This is a genomic window from Rhizobium tibeticum, from assembly GCF_900110205.1.
GTDB lineage: Bacteria > Pseudomonadota > Alphaproteobacteria > Rhizobiales > Rhizobiaceae > Rhizobium > Rhizobium tibeticum.
The window spans coordinates 89750-109999 of the sequence record NZ_FOCV01000022.1; the positions used below are offsets into that span (position 1 = coordinate 89750).

Consider the following 20250-nt stretch of genomic DNA (forward strand, 5'->3'; position numbering starts at 1 on the left):
TTGACGCCCTATGGCATTGGTAGGGGAGCCACGGTGTCGCACGCTGGGGTAGGTCTCCTCTCAGGCGTTGCTGCGGGACCCAATTCAAGGCAGATTGCGTGCTCGTCGCCCGCGCGGAGGCTAGCCATTGCTCGAAAAGCTGATCGGTGAATACGGCGTCCTGGCCGTTTTTCTTGGCGCTGCTGTTGAAGGCGAAACGGCAGCATTTCTGGGTGGGATCTTCGCCCATCGGCAACTCATTCCATACTGGCAGGTCGCGTTGGCTGCATGTCTGGGATCGTTTGCTGCAGACCAGTTCTTTTTTCTATCGGGTCGATACGCCACGAAGTGGTCCTATGTTCAGAAACGGCTCGCATCGGAACCGATTGCGCGGGTGACGCGATTGCTCGAAGCGCATCCGACCGGCTTCATTCTAGCGTTTCGCTTCATTTATGGCATCCGAACGATCAGCCCCGTTGCGATCGGCATCTCGAGCATCTCGACGCGCAGGTTTGTCATACTCAATGCGATTGCCGCGCTGATTTGGGGTATCCTGATAACTGCGATTGGATTCGTGGCCGGAGGTGCGGTTGAAGAATTGCTCGGGCGGCTGCAGCTTCACCTGCATTTGCTGATTGCGCTGGCTGTTGTCGCCATCCTTGTTCCGGTCAGTGCCTATGCCTTCAGGCGAGAAATGGGGAGACGGACAGCTCGCCTGGGCAGGCGAGCAGCATGATGGCATGGCCAACGCCAATGCGACTGTCGTGGACACGGGCGAACGGGCGTCACTTTCTACGTGAGTGACCGATGGTCGTGAATCGATCGGATCGGCTTGAACTCGGATTCGAGTGAACCGATTTGCAAATCGATTTTATATTTCCTCGGTCGCTCTCTGGTGCCGATATGCGCCTCACAAGCCGTTTGAGGCGCTACTTTCAAGGAACGGTTCCGACCTTTCGCCGTCCTTGCCAGAACCGGGCCGCAGCCGAGATCGAGGTGAAGGGCGGAGCGAGCTCAAATGTCGCAGGCGGGCGAACCAAATCCACTGGTTCTGGCGATCTTGAAGAACCCAAAGAAACATTTATTGCGACTAGCTGGAAGCTGGCGTTCTGTGGGAAAATGCCTATGTTTCGCATAGTTTTGAAATAGTAAGGTCCCCATTTTTGCTTCTCGAAATTTCAATCGTTGCCATTCTCACGATCTTGAACGGCGTCCTCGCCATGTCCGAGCTCGCGGTCGTATCCTCGCGGCCGGCTCGTCTCAAAGTACTCGCCGATCAGGGAAGCCGCGGGGCCGCCATGGCCATCCGGCTGGGTGAGGACCCCGGACGTTTTCTATCCACCGTTCAGATTGGCATTACCCTCGTTGGCGTCTTGTCCGGCGCATTCTCGGGCGCAACGCTTGGTGCGCGATTGGCCGGCTGGCTAGGCACACACGGCTTGTCACAGGCAGCAGCCGACGCGCTTGGGGTCGGCTCGGTCGTCGTTGCGATCACATACCTGTCGTTGATTGTCGGCGAACTGGTGCCGAAGCAGATCGCCCTTCGCGCACCGGAAGCCGTTGCCAGTAGGGTCGCCCCGGCAATGGTGTTTTTGTCCCGCCTGGCCGCGCCGCTCGTCTGGCTGCTTGACACGTCCGGTCGCACCATCCTTCGCCTTCTCGGGCAGTCGGGCAAGTCCGGCGACGTCGTCACCGATGAAGAAATCAAGACTGTGCTCGCCGAAGCGCACAGCGCGGGCGTTATTGAGACCGAAGAGTCGGCGATGATCTCCGGTGTCATGCGCCTGGCAGATCGAAATGCCAGAGCCTTGATGACGCCGCGCCGTGATGTAGAGGTGATCGATGTGGAGGATGGCTTTGCAGAGATCCGGGACCAGCTCCGTCGGACGGCGCAGGCACGGTTGCCGGTGCGCAAGAACAGCTCCGACGAAATCATCGGCGTGCTTTTGACCAAGGACTTCTACGATGCGCTTGCGTCGTCCGGCCATGTCGACATTGCCACCCTTGCTCACGAGGTTCCGATCGTATCGGACTTGTCAGGTGCCCTAGACGTCATTCAGGCCATTCGTCGTTCATCCTGCCACATGGTGCTGGTTTATGACGAATACGGCCACTTCGAAGGTGTGATCACCTCCGGCGACATCCTGGAGGCGATCATGGGTGCGGTCCAGGAAGACTCGCTTGGAGAGAAGGCGATCGTGCGCCGCCACGACGGTAGCTATCTCGTGTCCGGCTGGACCCCGATTGACGAGTTTGCGGATTTCATGGGGTTCCAGGTTGATGACGACAGGGACTACCAGACGGTGGCGGGCCTCGTGCTGGAGGAAATGAAGCACCTGCCGGAGGTTGGCGAAAGTTTTGCGATGAACGGTTGGCGATTCGAGGTCGTCGATCTTGATGGGCGCAGAATCGACAAGCTTCTTTTGACCGCCGACATGCCGCCTGACGATGGCGTAAGCCGAACACTGCAGTGAGGTTGGAGGGGAGCTGCCCGTCCTGTTTGCCGGGGAACCTTCACGTGGAAAGGGAGTTCACCCTTTCAGACATATGGAGGTAGCTATGAAAGCTCTCGTAACAGCTGCAACGGCAGCGCTCATGCTAACCGGAACGGCTATGGCCCAGACCACCACGGTTGTGACCGTGCCTGGCGAGGTAAGAACCTATATAACCGAACAGGAGGTCCCATCCGTTGTTTACGATGGTGATATCATCGTGGGAACTGAGCTTCCGTCCTCAGTCGAAATCCACACGATCCCCAGCAACGATGCATACGGTTACACGGTAGTGAACAAGAAGCGCGTGATCGTTGATCCGCATACGCACCGCGTGATCGAAGTGATCAATTAATCAATCGGTTTGCTCTGGCAGCTGAGATTGTGCTTGCATTTGGACGCATCGACCTGACGTTAGGGAAGCTGAAGATGGTCGATGCGACCGTATGCACTCGCTGGCAGTCGCATGCGCGGCCTCTGGCCACCGGTGCTACGGAGACGCGCGTGTTTCCTTTCGGCTGAGAAACCACAGAAGATATGGCCCTCCGATCAGGGCGGCGAAGAGGCCGACGGGAACCTGATAGGGGTAAATGATAATCCGTGATAGCCAGTCGGCTAGGACAAGCAGGCAGGCGCCGATCAACATAGCTGCCAGCAAATGATCGCGCGTCCGGTGAAAACCGATCAGCCTGGACAGGTGGGGCGCGATCAACCCTGTGAGGCTAAGTGGCCCAATCAGGAAAGAAGAGATCGCCGTCATGAGCGACGCGACTGCTGCAAGCAGCAGACGTGTTGGGGTAACGCTAATTCCGACACTGCGTGCCAGCCCGGCGCCAAGTGGCAAGATGGTCAACCAGCGCGTCATCAGGAAGAGCGGGGCTGTCAGAATAGAAAGCGAAATGATCGCGGTCCAGGCCTCAAAAGGCCCGGCGCGGTTTGTCGAACCGGATAGCCAGGTCAGCAGGATGTAACTGCGCATGTCGCCCTGCGCGAGCACCATGCCGATGATTGCAAGGCAGAAGGCGCTGATGGCGACGCCTGTAAGCAGGAGCGCCTCAGGCGACATCCCAGCTCGCCGGGCAATGACGTTCATGGCCAGAAATGAGGCGAGCGCTCCGAGGACCATGCCGGCGATCATGATCGGCGGCGAAGGGAAGGCGAAAATGAATAGCGTCACCGTCAGTCCAGCCCCGGCGCCAGAGGACACGCCGACCACTTCAGGGCTTGCCAGCGGATTGCCGGTCACGCGTTGGATGATGAAGCCAGCAGCACCCAGCATCGCACCGGCTCCACCTGCAACGACAATTCGCGGCAGCCTGAACGGCAGAAGATCTGAAAGCGGCGATCCAACGGCAATTTTCCAGCCGCCATCGGTCGGCCCGACAGCAAGAACGACCGCGAGCGTAGCCAAGAAGAGAGCGCCGAAAAGCAGGAGTGCCAGCGATGGTCGCGATACGCGTCGCAGACTTCCAGGCGATTTTGCGGTGACAGCAGTGGGGCCATGCACGCGTGGTAGCAGGAACAAAAGGAGCGGGCCGCCAATGAGCGCGGTGGCTGCACCTGTAGGCGCAAGGTCGGAAAAGCCGGGGCCAAGCAGTTGCGTCAGGCAGTCTGTCAGAAACAGAATCGCTGCGCCGGTCAGAGGCGCCATCGTCATGATACGATGGGTGGTGCGCGCGCCGCAAAGCCGCGCGACTGCCGGCGCGGCAAGTCCGAGGAAGCCGATGATGCCGACCGTCGCCGTGACCGAGGCCGAAAGCCAGACGGCAAGCATTAGGATCGCGAAACGCGCGGTATGAAGCGAGACGCCGAGACTTTTAGCGCTCGCATCGTCCAAAGCCAGCACGTTGAGCGGCCTGAGCAGAAGCATCGCGACGAGGATACCGGCAGCGAGCTGAGGTGCAAGCGACGTCACGCCACCCCAATCCTGCTGGTTGAGGGCGCCGGCGCCCCAGATGTGGATCGACATGGCATATTCGCCACGCGCCAGCACCAGCGTAACACTCAGCGAGGCTGCAACCATGCTGACGATCATGCCGCAGATCGTCACGGTGACTGGATCAAGTCCGCGCCGCCAGCTCAAGGCAAGCACGAGGGCCACGGCCCCCAGTCCACCGGCAAAGGCAACGAGCTCACGCGAGACACCGGTAAGGACAGGCGAAAAACTCAAGCCAAGCGTCAGCGCCAGTTGGGCGCCGGAAGCGATACCGAGCGTCGAGGCATCGGCAATCGGGTTGCGCAGGATGCGCTGCAGGAGCGCCCCGGCGAGGCCCAGTGCCGCCCCCGAGACAAGAGCGATCGCCGCTCTTGGCACAAGGCTGTTCCAGAGCAGGATCGCGTCGAGTGCCTTGGCCTGCTCGGGATCGCCGGGCACCTGGGGACGCAACAGCAATAGCAGGACGAAGGACGTGACGCATGCGACGGCAAGCGCGCAAGCTGGCATGATTGGGCTGCGTGAGGGCGCACGCGGCATGGAGAGACTAGCCGTTTCGGACACGGGAGAATCCATTGGCGAGGAAGTCGGCGAAGCGACTTGCCGCCGGAAGCGCGCCGTAAGGGTTGATCGAACCGGTCGTCAGGACGCGGTTCTCTTGCACGGCGGGAAGCGCCTTCCAGAATGCACTCCCGGTCAGGGTATCGAACGCGTCTTGCGAATGCGGTGGAATGAGGATGATCCAGGCGTCCGGCATGGACGCCAGTGTTTCGATGCCGACAGGCGCCGTGGCGGAATAGCTGGTCGCTCCCCTCCAGGCGTTGGTGAGCCCGATGCGCTGCAATACCTCCCCGAACATGCTGTCAGAGCCAAATACGCGGTAGTGGCGGGCATCGCCGAGATTGATCGGCAAGACAGGTCGTCCATCGCCGGCGGCAAACAGAGCCTTGTAGCGATCCAGTTTCGCAGAGAGATTTTCGACCAGCAGTCGCGCCTGCGCCCGCTCTAGACGCTCTCCAATCGCCAATGTTGCCTGCTCGGCCAGCCCGTAGGGACTTTTCCCGGGCATGTAGATCGCGTGGTTTTCGACAGCTGCGATGCGGCTCATAATCGGATCGGCCCATGCGTAGAAATTAGAGTTGAAGATCAGGTCGGGCCGGGCGAAGCGCAGAACCTCGAGGTTCGGCGTTCCACGCAGCCCGAGATCGGCGACGGTCTCGGGCACTGCGGGCGTCACGGCGACCTGCCTGAATTGGCGCAATTCCGTCGCCGCGACCACATTGGCACCGATCGTTAGCAGCGTTTCCAAGAGCGCCCAGTCGAGCGTGGCAACCCGCGGTTCTGGCGACCGACCTTGCGCCGCACCCGCGACAAGCGTGGCCGCTATCGCGAGAAAAGTCCTGCGGCTGAGCAGTGATGTGCTCAAATTGATCTCCCGTCGGGCAAAGAAGGCCCAGAAGGCCCTCCGGAAAAGACATACAAAATTAGCGGTTTACCAAGTCTTGCTCAGCCTGAACAAGACGGTCCGCGCGTCCCCGTAACCGCATGTGAATTCGCCGCCGCAGCCTTTGACATAGTCCTTGTCGAAGAGATTGGTGACGTTGATGGAGCCTTCCCAGCCCTCCTTCTTGTAGCGGATTGCGGCGTCGAACACGGCTGCGTCAGGAACCTTCAAAGTGTTTAGACGGTCTGCCCAGCTTTCGCCCTGGTAGCGCACGCCGCCTCCAATGCTCATTCCCTCCAATGCGCCCTGCGTTACGGTATAGTCTAGCCACAGTGCGGCGGTCTTATCGGGCACGAGATAGGGCTTCTTTCCAACATAGGCAGCAACAATATCCTCCTTCACCTCAAGATCGGTGTAGGAGAAGGAGCCAAGGAGCTTCCAGTTATCATTGAGGTTGATCTTGGCCTCCAGCTCGATGCCACGAGACTCGACTTCACCGATCTGGTTGGCAAGGAAAGTCGCCGGATCCGTTACGACAACATTGCGACGATTGAGGTGGAAGAGCGACGCTGTAAACGTGCCGTCGATGAAGGTGGGGTCGTACTTCAGCCCGACTTCGTATTGCTCGCCTTCCTCCGGGGCATTGTTCGGCGTTGCGCTCGGAGCGACGGTCGGATTGAAGAAGGTGCCAACACTGGCGTATGGCGTAAGGCCGTTGTCGAATTCATAGGCGATGCCGATGCGACCGCTGGCCGCCGATGTATCATAGCTGTAGCTGCTATAGGTTGAGCTGTAGGCCGTCGGTCGGTTGTCGGTGTCGGTATTGACGAAATCGTAGCGCCCGTTCAGCGTTACGAGCCAGCCATCAGCGAAACGTATCTGATCCTGAGCGTAGATGCCGAGCTGTTGCTGGGTGATCAGCTGATTGCTGTAAATTCGATTGATCGGCTGGGAAGCGCCATAGACCGGATTGACCGGGTCAATCGATGTAGCGGGCGTGGATGCCTGCACGTTGTCGAGCTGATAGTATTTGTAGTCGAGGCCGACCATGACCTCGTGGTCTAGGGCGCCGGTCTGGAAGTCGCCTTCCAGTCGGTTGTCGATGGCAACGGTGTTAACCTCGGAGTGCCCTTCGAAGCCGAGCCGATTGAGTTGAAAGTAGCCTGGATCGAGCGGGTCCGTGGTATTGACATAGCCATAAGCATAGGGGCCAACCTCATATTTCTGGAGGTGGCCGTAGCGGGCATTCGATGTGAACGTGATGCCGCTATCGAACTCGTGCTCGAACTCACAGCCTCCCATTTGCTGGTCGTACCGCCCGGTATCGATGTCCGGCTCTCCAGGGAAGAAGTCGCGATCGATCTTGCCAAATGGGGCGTCGACCACAGTACCGACATACGGGAAAAATCCGTTACCCACATGAACCTGGTTAAGCGCTCCTGCGTATGCCCAGGCTGTAAGCGTGGTGCCATCATCGGGGGAGACGGTGACTTGCGGCATGACGAAACCGCGCAGGTCGTGGGAGAAGTCGGAGTAATTGTCGCCACCCGCGATCTTGCCGGTGAGGCGATAGGTCACCGTGTCGCTCTTTCCCAGCTTGTCGGAAATATCGAACCCGGTGAATGCATTGCCGTCGCTGTTGATGCCAACGTCGGTGTAAACGTAGGGCTCGTCCGTCGGTCGCTTGCGAACATAGTTGACGATACCGCCGGCGTTGCCGCCGCCATAGAGAACCGATGCCGGACCCTTCAAGACCTCGACGCGCTCAAGCATGAACGGATCGATCTGAAACCCCCCAAACCCATAGGTGAAGAGCTGCAGACCGTCGAGATAAACGCCTGTCTGTGTAGCGTCGAAGCCCCGAATGTAGATCCAATCCGTATCAGCATCGACACCGAAGGGAGCGGCGATCACGCCAGGCGTATAGCGCAAGGCTTCATCGACCTTGTTGACGACACCACGGTCGTCCATTTCCTGCTTTCCGACAACGGAGACGGCCTGCGGGATCTCATTGAGCGGCGTGTCGGTCTTGGATCCCGTCCTCGTTTCCTTGGCGACGTAACCGTTTACGGGGCCGATCGCGCTGTTATCGGCGGTGTTGCCCTGGACGATGATCGGCGCAAGTGCCGTGTCGGCGGTTTGTGCCTGGGCCGTCCAGGCGGCGCAAACACCGATCAGTGCTGCGCTCGCGCTCAGAGCTTTCCGCGCACGTTGGAAACCTTCTACTTTGTGCATTCCTACTACCCCGCTCATAGGCCCGCCGGCCGCCTGCCAGGCGCCAGCTCGAATAAGGTGAGCGATTAACTCAAATTTAATGGTTGGGCTTGGTCTGATCCGCGGCGATTGAATGATTTTGGGCAGTTCCAAAATTTGTGGGCAAATCTTTGCAAAAATGCATCACTCGCACTTCGACCGTTTCCAGCGCGCCGGTGTTGTGCCGACATATTTGCGGAAGACGCGCGTGAAGTGCGCTTGGTCGGAAAAGCCTGTTTCCACTGCGATGGCAGTGAGGCCTTGATCGCTATCGCGCAGCAGCTGTTTGGCAAGCTCAAGCCTGGCGTTCATTTGCCAATCATGTGGCGTTACGCCGGTGGAGGCTTTGAATGAGTGGCTGAAATGCGACTGGGACAGCCCCGTCAGTTCGGCCAGTTCTTGCAGGCGGATATTGCGCCCACAGTGCTCCTGCATGAACTCGGTGGCGCGGCGCAACTGCCAGGATACAAGCTCACCGCGCTTGCGTGGTGGCGTCTTGACCATCTTCAGGACATCGATGACAAGTGAGAGTGCCAGGCCATCACCGTAAAGATCATGCAAGGGAGTTGGGCTGGCGATCTCCGTGGCAATCAATTCGGCAAGCGCCATTGCCCGCTGGTCGAAGAAGAGCAGTTGCGGCTCTCTCAGTTTCTGCGGATCGATATCTTCCATCAGACGCTGGCTGACTACATCGGCATCGAAATGGACATCGAGATGACGCATCGCGTGCACCTCTCGGATGTCCACCCACAGTTCCATTTCCGCCGGGATATAGGAAATTGGACTCGCTTGACGGTCCTGTGGCGCTCCGGGCGCCGTCGCCGAACGCTTGACCGACGGACGACCGCGCCCGAGATGGTCGAGAAGGATGAACAGGCGCGGATCGCGCGCCACGTAGTGTCCGCCTGCATAGGCGCCACATTCGACATCCCACAGATCAGCTGTGATGCCGTTAAAGTTTCGACGCCTGAGCCCGCCCACGACCGAGAAACCCTCGATCGCGTTCTGCATGCGCGGCTGAAATGTCATGGCGATGTCCTGCAATTATAAAACATGTGTATAATTATCAAGTTTATTGCATTGCATCAATCGCCGCGTTTCCGGTTTTTCAGTGGCTCCGCATTTGCGCATCGTGCAGCCGGTTGTAGACGCCGCGCTTGGCCATCAAGTCCTGATGCGTTCCCTGCTCAACGATACCGTTGCCATCGACCACGACGATCCGATCGGCCCCCTGGATGGTGGCCAGGCGGTGGGCGATGATCAACGTGGTACGGCCTTTTGAAAGCTCCGCAAGCGAACGCTGTATCGCGCGTTCCGTCTCTGTGTCGAGCGCCGAGGTCGCCTCGTCGAGGATCAGGATCGGAGGGTTCTTCAAGAACATGCGAGCGATGGCAACGCGCTGCTTCTGGCCGCCGGAAAGCTTGACGCCGCGCTCGCCGATGACCGTATCGAGACCGGCGGGCAGGCCCGCAAGCATCTCTTCCAGCCGCGCCCTGCGGGCTGCCTCAGCGATCTCGTCTTCGCTGGCGCAAAGCCGACCGTAGGCGATGTTTTCGCCGATCGTACCGCCGAACAGGAAAACGTCCTGCTGCACGATGCCGATCTGCTGGCGCAGCGACACCTTCGTCATGTCTCGTATATCCACGCCGTCAATCGTGATGCGGCCACTGCCGACCTCGTAGAAGCGCGGCAGAAGCGAACAGATCGTCGTCTTGCCGGCGCCCGATGGGCCGACGAAGGCGATCGTTTCACCGGCGCGGATTGCTAAATTGACATGCTCGAACACTGCCGCGGCCGGACTATATCCGAAGGAGACGTCCTCATAGGCGATATCCCCCTTGAGATGATCGACCGTGATGGCGTCAGGCGCATCGGCGATATCTGGCTCGGTATCGATAAGCTCTGTGAAGCGGCGAAAGCCGGCAATGCCCTTGGGGTAGGTTTCAATGACCGAGTTGATCTTTTCAACGGGACGGAAAAAGACGCCAACCAGCAGCAAAAAGCCGATAAAGCCGCCGGTCGTCAGGTTACCGGAGAGGACGAAATAGGCTCCGGCGATCATCACCAGCATCTGCGTCAGCCGCATGCTCATATAGCTCAGCGAAGTGCTTGCGGCCATGAGCTTGTAGGCGTCGAGCTTGACCCGCCGGTAGTTTTGATTGTCCATTTCAAACAGCGTGCGTTCGTAATTCTCGTTCGCGAAAGCCTGTACCACGCGAATGCCGCCGACATTTTCCTCGATACGCGTGTTGAAGTCGCCGACCCGTTCGAAGAGGCGGCGGAAATTCTGGGTCATGCGGCTTCCGAAATGGCTCGTCAACCACGCCGTCAGCGGCACAACGATCGCCGTTATCAGCGCCAGTTGCCAGTTGACGGAGATCATCAGCAACAAGGCGCCGGCAAAGGTCATCAGTGCGATGAACAGATCTTCCGGGCCATGGTGGGCGACTTCGCCAATCTCTTCGAGATCTTTTGTCAACCGTCCGACGATGTGCCCGGTCTTCTGGTTGTCGAAATAGCTGAATGACAGCTTCTGCAGATGATTGAACGCCGCGCGGCGCATGTCTGTCTCGATATTGATGCCGAGCATATGTCCCCAATAGGTGACAATCGCCATCAGGCCGGTATTGATGACATAAATCGCAAGCAAGGCTGCTGACGCGAGCAGAATTAGCAACCACTCCTGGCTAAGCAAAAGCCGGTCGATGAATAGCTTGACGGCAATGGGAAAGCCGAGTTCGAGCAACCCCGAAAGGATGGCGCAGGCAAAATCGAGGACGAAAAGCCCCCGATACGGCCGATAGTAGGAGAAGAAGCGACGCAGCATTCAAACACTCAAAATGATCTGGGACCGCCAAACCTAGTCGGCCAGAACGGCCACCGGCGAAACATGACTCTGTTTCTCCATATTCTGAAGCGGGCTGGATAGAGCGTTGCGCGAGCAAAAGCAACACGAAGTGTGCTCTGGGAGACAGCGGCAGGCTAGGGGGCGCGAGCTTGTCACGTAGCCGTCAGCCGGGCACGCACGACCGTCTTGTCGAGGTCTCACTGAGCGCCCGCGACCTCGGCAGTCAGCTATTCGACGGCAGCTTGACGTCACCAAGGCCGCACGCTGCCTTGGGACGAACGCTGAAGACGCGAACCTTTCTTCACCAGCGTCGCAGCGTTAGACTGGCCTGGCGACCATGGCGGCGCCCCGTGACCTCGACGCAGGGCGTGCTGATTGAGTGTCTCAGTCAGGGCGAAGGAGGCATGATGACTGCGAAGACGATTATGTTCGCGCTTGCTGCTCTTGCGATCTCGGCGGCCAAGGCATTCCCGATTGAGGCGCAATACGAGTGCGCAACCGGCACGCGTCTCCATGCAAACTTTTCGTCGCCTGACGCTTCGCCTGGCAGTGTCGTGCTCGCCTTTTCGGGCGCATCGGGCAAGATCAGACTGCCGCAGGTCGCCTCAGCCGATGGCGGCCGCTATGCCAACAACGCTATGGAATTCTGGATTAAGGGCAGGGAAGCCACCCTGACCCGCGGCGGGAAGAGCGAAACATGTCATACCAATTGAGCGTGTTGGGTAGGGCTGGGAGGAAGTCCGTTCACAACGCAAATTTACCAAGCAACGTCATTTGAACGAATATCCAGGAAAGGAGGCATCGTGAGTCTCAGGCCACCACGATCACTCTCAGGGCAGTCGAGCGCCGGATTAAGTCCCTTGGAATACGAGCTTGCCTCCGCGCGAGCGGACGCCTTGGGTCGCCAAGGCCGCAAGATGGAAGCCGCGTTGGCCAGGCTTGCATCGTGGTCGCCGGAAAACAATCACAAGACTGACCGGCAAACCCTCCTCGATGATGCTTCCGACGCCGTCTGGGCATTGTTTATCCAGCGCGAGATCTGCGGGCTCCACAATGATAAGGATGTCATCAAGCGGTATCAGATTCCAGGTGAGGTTCTCGCAAGGCTCGGCGCGACACGCAAGTGACGGCGAAGCGATCCCGCAAGTAAGACGATGGCCAAGGCAACCGCTTGTCGAATGTCTCGAAGTCGGGAGGAGCCCAATACTGGCGGCGTTCATCCGGGGCTAAGACATGGCCGCTACTGTCCCATGGTCTTCGCGCAAGAGCAGTCAGTCATCCGGAACACGTTCGAGATCGTCTGCGATCGGTCACCTTGTGGTCCGCCCGCGCCCTGGACAGCCACCTGTAAGCGGAAGTGCCGCCTGGAGGTCCTGTAGATCACCGAATTTGCTGCAACTGCAATTGGCAGGTCGCAAATTTCCTCGACTCCGAGCGGTCATTTCAGGATTTCCTTAGTCATTTCGCATCATAGTTGCGTTGAAGGAGAAAACGTCATGATGCGAAATGTGGTCCTCGCCCTAGGTCTTCTGCTCGGCGCCTCTGTCGCCCATTCTACCGAGCACCTCCGGATCGCTACCGAAGGGGCCTATCCCCCTTTCAATTTCATCGATGAGAACGGTACCCTCAAGGGTTTCGATGTCGATATCGCAAAGGCGCTGTGCAAGCAGCTTAACGCTGACTGCACTTACCAGACCGTCGAATGGTCCAAGATAATCGAGGGGCTGGAATCCGACGAATATGATTTGATCGTGGCAAGCATGGCATACACGAAGGAGCGTGCTGCCCGCGTTGAATTCTCAGCGCCATACTACCGCTCGCATTCGGTTTTGATCGGGGACGCAGAAAAGTTCACCGACAGTTCTCCAGAAGCCTTGGCTGGCGCGCGCATCGCCGCTGCCGAGGGAACAATCCAGGCTGACTACGCAAAGCAAGCCTACAAACAAAGCGTTCCTGTCTTGGCCAAAGATCAGCCGTCAGCTCAAAAACTGCTCGAAGAAAAGAAGGCCGATTTGTTGATCGGCGATGCTATTGAACTTTTGAGCTTCATGGAGACGCCCACAGGTTCCGCGTATGGCTACGTCGGAGATCCCATTTCCAGCGAATTTCTTCAGAGCTCAGCGCACATCACGGCGAGAAAAGGAAACAGTCTGCTTATCGCTCGCGTGAACGATGCGCTCAAGCAAATCAAACTTGATGGGACCTACGACAAGATCAACGACCACTACTTTCCCTTCAGCATCTATTAGGTCGGCCAATTGGTTACGCGATTATCGACGTCTCGCGACATGCCTCTCCGATCTGTGGGGCGCATTCTTTTGTTTGTGGTGGTCATTTACTCGGCGATCGCTGCGGCAGGCGCGGGCCTCTTACTGACTCGCATCGAAAATGAGGCGATTGTAACGCGCGAGCGACAGATCCCGCTGATTTTGTCGCAGACTCGGAACGCGGTTAAAATCGAAAGGATGTCATCCCTCGTTCGAGCGATATTTCTTGCCAACGATCGCCGTTTGGAACGACAGCTTCAGCTGCAAATCCAGGCTCTCGCTCAGGGTTTCGGTTTTGATGGGTCAGCCACCCTGACTGGTGGCTCTCGCAAGGTGGCCAGCCTCGCGAAGACGATCGCAGCTGCGCACCAGAAAAATCGGGACGAAGTAGATCAGCGAAACGGTGATCAGACTACCCCGGGATCCGGCAAATCGACAGCGGATCTGGTCGCCTATGAGGAGGCGATGCGCATCATTGAAATGATGGGCAAGGAGGTCAGTGGCAACTCCGCTCTCGTGGCCGACGAAATCGCCGGAGGCATTCAAAAGAGCGCGGTCGCAGTGCGGAATGTCGTGATCATCGTTCTCATTATTCCCGCCCTCTCCGTACCTCTTTTGCTTGTACTAGCCCGCCGGCACTTGGCAGTTCCAATCGTTGCGGCAATCAGCAACCTTAAACGGATCGAGAAAGACGAACCTCTCCTTGTCGAAAAGAACAGGCCGTTGTTAAAAGAGTTGGCGTTGATTGGAGACGCAATCATCTCTTATGGGAATGCGGCTAGTGAACTGCGCCGCACAAATTTGGTACTGCAGGCGCTTGCCGAGAAAGACCCTCTGACGGGTCTGGCCAATCGCAGAACCTTCGAGAGGTTTTTGGCCGCGGCGATTCAGAGGTCGTCGCCGGAGTCGGGCACAGCCATTCTGCTCATTGACATCGATCACTTTAAATCGGTCAACGATCGCTTCGGACATCCGACCGGCGATCGCTGTCTCAAATCGCTCGCTAGCCTCCTTGAAAACATACCGGATCTTTCGAATGCCTTGGCTGCCAGGTTTGGAGGTGAGGAATTCGTGGTCGTGTACGATGCTCCTTCGTCCGATCACGCGCTTGAATATGCTCGGTTCCTCTGCAGGAAAATAGAGCAACTTGAAACCCAAAGCGTGGATGGAACCTATTTGCGCTTTACTGGCAGCATCGGGGTCTCCTTCACCACCTCGACTTCGGAGGAACCCGGCGACCTCCTCGAGAAAGCTGATCGCGCGTTGTACGACGCTAAGCGATCCGGGCGCAATCGCGCCGAGGCCGATTCGTCGCTGTCGAAGGGGAGCAGGGAAGGGCGTGTTCAGCGAATTCCCTAATCGTTGTGCCGTGACAAAGCCTCTTGTCGCGGAGACGCCATCATCTGCAGCATCTCAGACAGGATTGGCTGTGGCGTTGCCCTGGAGCGGCCAAAGCCGCTGCCAGCCCGGTAACTTGGCCACAATTTGAGGAATGAATGAGCCCGCCCAGATGCTGGCGGGCTCTGACGCAATACTGTGATGCCGCATCTGTCCGGTCCATCAAACCACAACCGATCATTGCTGGCACTTCACCAATTTGGCGTAGTTTGCACTACCTTTCGGTGAAAAGACCAGGATCGGGTTAGCGTAGGTCTGCTGCCGGATCTTCGTGCCGCAGGGATAGAGGGTGCGGCATCCCTTTTGACTGCGTCTGCGCGGTTCGTTTTATCGAAATGAGCGAGCCGCGCGGCCATCCAACAATCGACGGCCCTCTGCGGACGTTCCTCTCTGTCAGAGTACGGTCACAAAGAAGCCCCACAGAGCGAGGCAGTTCGTCTTCAATGCTATGGTTAGCTATTTCGATTTTTGCGGATCGTCCGCCGGATTGACATACTTGATGGCCCATAGGCCAGTCGTCGTAATGTGGATGACTGTCGGTTCGTCGAAGTAGGCGAAATGCGCCATGCCGGGCGGCAACACGAAAAAAAGCTGCTTGCAGGCAGTGCCTTGGTGGTGCTGCGATCAGCGGCTTCGCCCATCCCGAGATTGATAGTCCCTGTTATGACTGTGACCGCACTTTGAGGACAGGGCCTGAGAAATCGTGGAACGAAGCGGCTGGCCGATTGTTCTAGCCTTGCCTGCGCTACACGGCGATCACACTGGTCTGCGGTGGCCGTGATATCAGCACTCCGCGACCTTCGGCTGAGTGTTAACGGAGGAGAAACAGGCATGTCAGAACTGCTCGGCCCGACATTGGCGCAACCAGGTGCATTGGGCACGAGCCTAGGCGAAGTTCACCGGGAAGCGACGACCTGCACACGATGCGACCTCTACAAACACGCAACACAGTTGGTGTTTGGGGAAGGTCCGACCAAGGCCAAAGTTGTCTTCGTTGGCGAGCAGCCGGGCGACAAGGAGGATGTTGCCGGGCAACCGTTCGTTGGCCCTGCGGGAAAGCTGCTGGATCGCTGTCTGGAGGAAGCGGGTATCGAACGCGATGCCTGTTACGTCACCAATGCCGTAAAGCACTTCAAGTTTGAACCTCGCGGCAAACGTCGCATCCACGCCAAACCGACCAGGGGAGAGGTTCAGATCTGCGCATGGTGGCTGGCAGCAGAATTGCGCCTCATACGGCCGAAACTCGTCGTGGCCCTCGGCGCGACGGCGGTTTATTCCTTGCTCGGGCCACAAGCAAAGGTCACCCGCGACCGAGGCTCTGTCCTTCGTTCGCCGGCCGGACTGTCTGTGTTTGTCACGATACATCCCTCGGCGCTTTTGCGAATGCTCGACCAGCCCGCCGGTCAGCAAAGCAGAGCGCGCTTTGTCGATGACCTGAAAGCCGTCGCGACGCTTCTTGAGGATGCATAGTTCGCTCTCGGATTTGGAGGACGGGGAGCGCCCGGTCTGCGGGAGCAGCGCTGAGACGGGACGGGCCAACAAGGCGGAGAGGGTGAGGCCGGCTGCAGGCAAACCGAGGTGCCAACATGATTTCATCGAAGCAAGACGGCCAGGATCAAGATCAGGATCCCGACAGCGGCAATTGCAAGCCACGACCACCAAAACAATGGTGGACGACGCTCATCCTTCCGCTTCTTCAGTTCCTCATCGTGATGCCAATCGCTGTTCGGATCGAAGGACATGGGGTGTCTCCTTCCACCGAAACAATGCAACCCAGTTCATTTTGGTTCCCGCTACAGGATTGAGCGCCCCGCAACCACGCAGTCTCCTCGGCCTCAGATCGCGACGGACGGAACATTCCGATGAGGGGGGGCTTATCTGGCTGGAAACTGACCCAAATGGCCGATTCATGTCAGCACTCTCGGCCATGAGTGAGTTACCATCGACACTGCCGCCAGGCGGCGATCATCAATTGCACTGAGGCAGCATTTCCGGAGGCCTGACAATGGATCCATGGGATCTTGTTCTGAACAGAATGTCCGAGGAACTCACCTGGCCGGACATTCTCCTGCGCGTGCTGCTGACCGTTGTCGCGGCTTCCCTCATCGGCATCAACAGGGAAAAGGGCGGGCATGCCGCTGGCTTCAGAACGACTGTCCTCGTTGGCCTGGCGGCGTGCCTTGCCATGCTGCAGGCCAACGCGTTACTGGTGGTGGAGGGAAATGACGAACATTCCGGCTTTGCCCGTATGGACGTTCTGCGCTTTGCGCTTGGCGTACTAACGGGCGTGGGCTTCATCGGCGGTGGCGCGGTCCTGCATCGAGGAAACTTCGTGACTGGCGTCACAACGGCTGCAACCATCTGGGCCATGACCACAATCGGCCTTTGCTTCGGCGGCGGACAACTGGGCATCGGTATTGTCGGTACCGCAGTCGCCTTTTTCTTTCTTTCCCCGATGCAGGTCCTGGATCAGTGGCTTGCAAGGCGGCAGCGGGCCACGGTTGAAATCCTTGGTGATGGAATACTTGGCGCTGCGGAACTGAGACAGGTCCTCGGCGCCTATGATTGCGAGGTTCGGTTCGTCTCAAGCCGCACTCGCCACGATGCCCAGCAGTTGCTGGTGTTCGACGTTAGATGGAAGGCCAGGGCATCCGCCAACACCGAAGCCGTTCATCGTGAGCTTCAGCGGCATTTCAAGGTGGAGCATTTTGCACTTAACGAGCATCCCGTGTGACGTCCAGCCCGCGGATCTTCAGTTGAAACCTTCGCCCATTTCCACGGCTAGCATCAGTGCATCCGCCAGCATTGGAGCAGTCAAAATGCCAAAGGAAGAGAAGAGAAATGGTCGCAAGAGGTAACTGATAACAGCGACACGATTGATCTTGAGGAGGATGTGTTCAAGCAGCAGAGTGCTAAGAAGATTGCCAGTTCGTTGAAATAGTCGGCCGAACGAAGCCGGCGAAAAGCAAGTCGCTCCCAATCGGCCATGTCAATGCTGTCTATATCAACCGCGCAGGACAGCAACTCTCCAAGGCGCAACGAGCGAAGCTGGATAAAGCCAAGGACGAACGTCGCAAAGATTTCGGGCGGAAGCTCAAGGGTGAGAAACGCCACGAAAGTCATATGGGTGACATTGAAGGCGTGACGATAGACCGCTGGTAAAAATCAGCCTTTAGGCCAGGTACATCTTTCCTCTGCCAAGTTCCATGTGGGAACCGTGCCAAGTCCGCCGCCATGCTCAACTCCTGGCGCCGTCTAACGTGGAGCCACGGGGAGATGGCGGCGTGACACCACACCTGTGCGCTCGACCTGTAACCCGGTCAGTCGTTCAGCGAGCAGGTCTGGGCTCTTAAAACGGTGAATCTAGCTGGCCGCGGGGTGCCCTAGCTGGGTTGTCATACATTGTGGTGATGAAAGCCTCGCGGATGCGCGTTAGGTCCGCCGCACGCCCGATCGATGGGACGTTGGTAAGTAGTGGCCTCTTTTTTATCGGCTTCTCGCATGCGTGGGCCCAACAACACCCTTCAAGCCGCAATAAGCCTGAGGCGTGGAGCAAGAGAGTTGCAACAAAAGAGCGCCATGACGATGACAGGGATGCATATCAAATACGATACGCGAATCCCGGCGTGCTCGGCGACGACACCAAGCATGGGTGGGGCAAGGAAAAACACAACGAATGACATTTGTCCAAGCGCCGCCACGTTCACATGCGCCGCCCTGTCGGTGCGCTGGGCTGCTGCAGAGACCGCTAGGGGGTAGACCGCACTGCATCCGCCTCCCATGAGCGCAAATCCGAAGAGCGCGACAAAAGGATGTGGCGCCATCCAAACCGAAAATAGCCCCGCCGCTGAAAGAACGAGAAGGACAAGAGCCACCATGCGCGATCCAAAGCGGTCAACGAAAGGATCGGCGAATAATCTTGTCAACGCCATAAAGAATGTGAACAGCGTTAGCCCCAGCCCGCCGACGAACGGTTCTACGTGAAAGACGTCACGCATATAGATCGCAGACCAATCAATGCCTGCGCCTTCGACGAGGAACGCCGCAATACCGATCACGCAGAGAGGTAGCAAGCCGAGTGTGGGTAAAGCAATATGTTCCGCCTTTACGGGTTCGCGAGCGACCCGGGCTGGCGCGTTCTTCATGCCCGCGATTGTTATGGTTCCGATGATCAGGACAAGGGCGAACGTGAGCGCGAGGTGTACCTGCATAGATACACCGGCTTGGCGAACTGCCGAAGAGACGAGCGCGGTCACGAAGAAACCTAGACTCCAGAATCCATGGGCTCGGTTCATCACACCCCTGCCAAGTTGGGCCTCGATACGGTCGATTTCAACATTGAGATTGATCTCGAGCGCCCCCGCCAGCAGCCCTTCGCATATCAGAAGGCCAAATACCAAGGGGGCTGCGTTCATCCAGGGGACGAGCGCCAGCAGCGCGGACGTTCCGAGTACAGTGATGAATGCGGTGGCGCGTGCTCCGAGACGCGCCACAAGCGGCGATGACAAAGTAAGAGAGATCAATGCGCCGATTGCTGCTCCGATCAGAGTCAGGCCAAGCTCGGATTTGTCAACCAGAAGAGCGTCCTGCAAATCGGGAAGGCGCGAAAGCATGGCTCCCATGGAAACCGCGAAGAGAAAAAAGCAGACGTATATCCGGTGTTGCGGTTCGATGTGCATTTTGGGCTCCGGGGACACGTCGGTTGAGTTAGATGGCAGGTTTCTAGAACAATAACCTGAGGGTCGGCAATCCGCTGGAGATAAGCTCGAAGATGTCGCACCGGTCGTTCGAGCTTCGCCGCTGGGCGGTTACACCGCAGCGTGCCTTCAAGCGGACTAGAAAAATGGGCCATCGGAAACCGAGGCCCATAGGTATGAAGGTTTTCACCTCCAGAGGGAACAGCTGCTGCGCGGAGCTGGGAGGCCATCCGCGGGTTGCACCAGCTGTACACGATATACGCGAGTCAGCGTCGCCTGACAACAGGTAACAATCGCCGAGTATTAGAATCACATTGACGCGCACCTGTTTCAGCGACCAAATTCCTCGGCCGAACGCCTGAACCGGGGATGGGTATCGGCCGAACGCTCGTCATGAACGACGCGGGGGCAGATGCTGAGACGCAGAGGTTCCAAGAAGCGCATGGAGAATTTCATGCCCATCGATGGCATGCATATTGACCGAGTTTCGGATCGTCGCCGCCGCGCTATTCCCCGACACAACGTTCCCGGCCTGGTCGCCGCGGGTTCGTCTGGCATAGGGCGGCAGCACCTCGCCAAACCGCTCAGCAAATATTTGTCTGCCGCAGAGAACGGCGTCGCAAGCGAACCTTCGTCTCTGTACGAGCAGCCTGACGCGTCTTGCAGAGAGGGGAAGGTCCGCGACTTGGCGGCAATAGCGACTTCGAACCGTTCGCGACATTCGTCCGCATGCCGGACACGCCGCGGGAGCGCCGGCTCGGGAAAGCAAGATGCAGGTCTCATCGTCAATGTGGGTGATGCGTTCGGCGATGAAACCAGCAGGTACCAGATCAGAGGGGCGAAGCTTAGTGCTCATCATGCTGATTCCTTTGGGGAAACCAGCAAAATAGCATCGGTACAACTGCATCAAAACTGAGCCAGAGCTAATTTTTGACGCCG

At 58.1% G+C, this 20250-nt stretch carries 16 protein-coding genes and 2 pseudogenes; 10 read left to right on the plus strand and 8 right to left on the minus strand.

Annotation, left to right across the window (positions count from 1 at the left end; translation table 11 throughout):
• Positions 1-127: 127 nt before the first annotated feature.
• The 3 genes from BSG20_RS22600 to BSG20_RS22610 all read left to right on the plus strand — a co-directional run bounded on the left by BSG20_RS22600 (position 128) and on the right by BSG20_RS22610 (position 2826).
• Positions 128-715, plus strand: a complete 588-nt coding sequence (locus tag BSG20_RS22600) for a DedA family protein (protein WP_072378436.1) — start codon at positions 128-130, stop codon at positions 713-715.
• A gap of 427 nt (positions 716-1142) precedes the next feature.
• Positions 1143-2453, plus strand: coding sequence for a hemolysin family protein (locus tag BSG20_RS22605; RefSeq protein ID WP_072378435.1), 1311 nt, complete (start codon positions 1143-1145; stop codon positions 2451-2453).
• Positions 2454-2538: 85 nt separating this feature from the next.
• The gene (locus tag BSG20_RS22610) at positions 2539-2826 is read left to right on the plus strand and encodes a DUF1236 domain-containing protein (protein WP_072378434.1); all 288 of its coding nucleotides are present in this window, start codon (positions 2539-2541) and stop codon (positions 2824-2826) included.
• A gap of 135 nt (positions 2827-2961) precedes the next feature.
• Here BSG20_RS22610 and fhuB read toward each other — a convergent pair whose 3' ends face one another.
• The 5 genes from fhuB to BSG20_RS22635 all read right to left on the minus strand — a co-directional run bounded on the left by fhuB (position 2962) and on the right by BSG20_RS22635 (position 10928).
• A complete protein-coding gene (fhuB, locus tag BSG20_RS22615; protein ID WP_072378433.1) occupies positions 2962-4980 on the minus strand; it encodes a Fe(3+)-hydroxamate ABC transporter permease FhuB in 2019 nt (672 codons plus the stop codon).
• Positions 4952-5830 carry an ABC transporter substrate-binding protein gene (locus tag BSG20_RS22620; protein WP_072378432.1) on the minus strand — a complete coding sequence of 293 codons (879 nt, stop codon included), beginning with the start codon at positions 5828-5830 and terminating at the stop codon, positions 4952-4954. The genes fhuB and BSG20_RS22620 overlap by 29 nt, the downstream gene beginning before the upstream one ends.
• Before the next feature lie 66 nt (positions 5831-5896).
• Complete coding sequence (locus tag BSG20_RS22625) at positions 5897-8083, minus strand: TonB-dependent siderophore receptor (protein WP_072378431.1); 2187 nt, start codon at positions 8081-8083, stop codon at positions 5897-5899.
• 162 nt (positions 8084-8245) lie between these two features.
• Positions 8246-9130, minus strand: a complete 885-nt coding sequence (locus BSG20_RS22630) for an AraC family transcriptional regulator (RefSeq protein WP_072378430.1) — start codon at positions 9128-9130, stop codon at positions 8246-8248.
• A gap of 79 nt (positions 9131-9209) precedes the next feature.
• On the minus strand, positions 9210-10928 hold the full coding sequence (locus BSG20_RS22635) for an ABC transporter ATP-binding protein (protein ID WP_072378429.1): 1719 nt from the start codon (positions 10926-10928) through the stop codon (positions 9210-9212).
• Between the two features lie 425 nt (positions 10929-11353).
• Here BSG20_RS22635 and BSG20_RS22640 point away from each other — a divergent pair, with 425 nt between their 5' ends.
• From BSG20_RS22640 to BSG20_RS22665, 5 genes are all read left to right on the plus strand, one after another.
• Positions 11354-11662, plus strand: a complete 309-nt coding sequence (locus tag BSG20_RS22640) for an MliC family protein (protein ID WP_244541377.1) — start codon at positions 11354-11356, stop codon at positions 11660-11662.
• A gap of 90 nt (positions 11663-11752) precedes the next feature.
• Positions 11753-12076 (plus strand): DUF6665 family protein, encoded by a 324-nt coding sequence (locus tag BSG20_RS22645; protein WP_072378428.1) that lies wholly within the window; start codon positions 11753-11755, stop codon positions 12074-12076.
• 369 nt (positions 12077-12445) lie between these two features.
• Positions 12446-13198 (plus strand): transporter substrate-binding domain-containing protein, encoded by a 753-nt coding sequence (locus BSG20_RS22650; protein WP_083539964.1) that lies wholly within the window; start codon positions 12446-12448, stop codon positions 13196-13198.
• Between the two features lie 75 nt (positions 13199-13273).
• A complete protein-coding gene (locus tag BSG20_RS22655) occupies positions 13274-14575 on the plus strand; it encodes a GGDEF domain-containing protein (RefSeq protein WP_244541383.1) in 1302 nt (433 codons plus the stop codon).
• An 870-nt stretch (positions 14576-15445) separates the two neighbouring features.
• Positions 15446-16084 carry a UdgX family uracil-DNA binding protein gene (locus BSG20_RS22665; protein ID WP_072378426.1) on the plus strand — a complete coding sequence of 213 codons (639 nt, stop codon included), beginning with the start codon at positions 15446-15448 and terminating at the stop codon, positions 16082-16084.
• A gap of 122 nt (positions 16085-16206) precedes the next feature.
• Here the strand turns inward: BSG20_RS22665 and BSG20_RS36590 are convergent, their stop codons facing one another.
• Entirely contained in the window at positions 16207-16356 is a 150-nt protein-coding gene (locus BSG20_RS36590; protein ID WP_167371588.1) for a hypothetical protein, read from the minus strand.
• Positions 16357-16619: 263 nt separating this feature from the next.
• Here BSG20_RS36590 and BSG20_RS22670 point away from each other — a divergent pair, with 263 nt between their 5' ends.
• Positions 16620-17348: an MgtC/SapB family protein gene (locus tag BSG20_RS22670; protein WP_083539963.1), complete on the plus strand. Its 729-nt coding sequence runs from the start codon at positions 16620-16622 to the stop codon at positions 17346-17348.
• Between the two features lie 60 nt (positions 17349-17408).
• Positions 17409-17713 (plus strand): annotated as a pseudogene (locus BSG20_RS22675) (DUF3175 domain-containing protein); the annotation flags it as partial.
• Between the two features lie 425 nt (positions 17714-18138).
• Here BSG20_RS22675 and BSG20_RS22680 read toward each other — a convergent pair.
• Both BSG20_RS22680 and BSG20_RS38890 read right to left on the minus strand, forming a co-directional pair.
• Positions 18139-19293: an MFS transporter gene (locus BSG20_RS22680; RefSeq protein WP_072378425.1), complete on the minus strand. Its 1155-nt coding sequence runs from the start codon at positions 19291-19293 to the stop codon at positions 18139-18141.
• Between the two features lie 562 nt (positions 19294-19855).
• Positions 19856-20167: pseudogene (locus tag BSG20_RS38890) on the minus strand (transposase family protein); the annotation flags it as partial.
• Positions 20168-20250: the final 83 nt, after the last annotated feature.